The sequence below is a fragment of the Streptomyces otsuchiensis genome (assembly GCF_004305975.1).
GTDB lineage: Bacteria > Actinomycetota > Actinomycetes > Streptomycetales > Streptomycetaceae > Streptomyces > Streptomyces otsuchiensis.
In genome coordinates, this window is record NZ_BHZI01000533.1 from 1 (window position 1) to 1,237 (window position 1,237).

Below are 1,237 nucleotides of genomic sequence, written 5' to 3' on the forward strand. Positions count from 1 at the left end.
TGATCCGCTCCGGATCACCCGGCGTCGGATCCGACGACAACCCCAACACCGACCAGTCAGACGAACGCCCCACGACCAACAACCCCCCCAGGTGGACCAGCACTACGACGTCACGCTAGCCACCCAGCGTCACCCTCCACAACAGGCGGTGGAACAACATCGAGTCCCCAGAGGCTGACGGGTGAAGCGACGATCAGTGCGCGATCTGTTGACGGGGCCGGTACAGGCTGCAACCATCTCGGCAACCCGCTGAAAAGCGAGCGCTTAGTCAGGCTCGGCAGACCGCCTGGCGGGTTGCTCACCCCCCACCCGCAGCCGTCCGAAAGGCATCGCCTTGTCTGTGTTCCAGCGCGTCTGGGCGCTGACCGCCGCCTTGATGCTCATGCTGAGCCTCGGCGCCACCAGCTCCCACGCCGCTCAAAACCCCCACGAGCGCGGCCCGGATCCCTCCAACTCCTACATCGAGCAAGCGCGCGGCAGTTACTCCGTCTCCCAGCGTTCCATCAGCCGACTCGGGTCGGACGGGTTCCGTGACGGGACCATGTACTACCCGACCAGCACGGCCGACGGCCGATTCGGCGTGGTGGCGATCTCGCCGGGCTACACGGCCAGCGAGTCCACCATCGCGTGGCTCGGTCCCCGCCTGGCGTCCTTCGGGTTCGTCGTGGTGACCATCAACACCGACTCCCGCTACGACCAGCCCCGCCAGCGGGCGACGCAGCTGCACGCCGCGCTGGACCACGCCATCGGCGACTCGGTCGTCGGGCCCCGGATCGACACCTCGCGTCAGGCGGTCATGGGCCACTCCATGGGCGGTGGTGGTGCCCTCCAGGCCGCGGAGGAGCGCGACGAGATCCGGGCGGCGGTCCCGCTCACCCCCTGGAACCTCAAGAAGGGCTGGTCGGGTGTGGACGCGGCGACCCTGGTCATCGGCGCCGAGAACGACGCCATCGCCCCGGTGCGGTCCCACTCGATCCCGTTCTACGAGTCGCTGACCAACGCGGAGCGCCGCGCCTACCTCGAACTGCGTCGCGAGGGCCACTTCGCGCCCAACTCGAGCAACACGCTGATCGCCAAGTACAGCGTCTCCTGGCTCAAGCGGTACGTGGACAACGACCTGCGCTACGACCAGTTCATCGACCCGGGCCCCCGCACCGGCATCACTACGGGCGTCTCGGACTACCGGCTCGGCTGAGTCCGGCCCGCCGTCCAGGGCGGGGCCCGGCAGGCCCGGAGA

Annotated in this window: 1 protein-coding gene; it reads left to right on the plus strand. The window is 68.7% G+C overall.

The window, feature by feature from the left end; all coding sequences use genetic code 11:
* Positions 1 to 334: 334 nt before the first annotated feature.
* Positions 335 to 1,195, plus strand: coding sequence for an alpha/beta hydrolase family protein (locus E0D90_RS25690; protein ID WP_374935857.1), 861 nt, complete (start codon positions 335 to 337; stop codon positions 1,193 to 1,195).
* Positions 1,196 to 1,237: the final 42 nt, after the last annotated feature.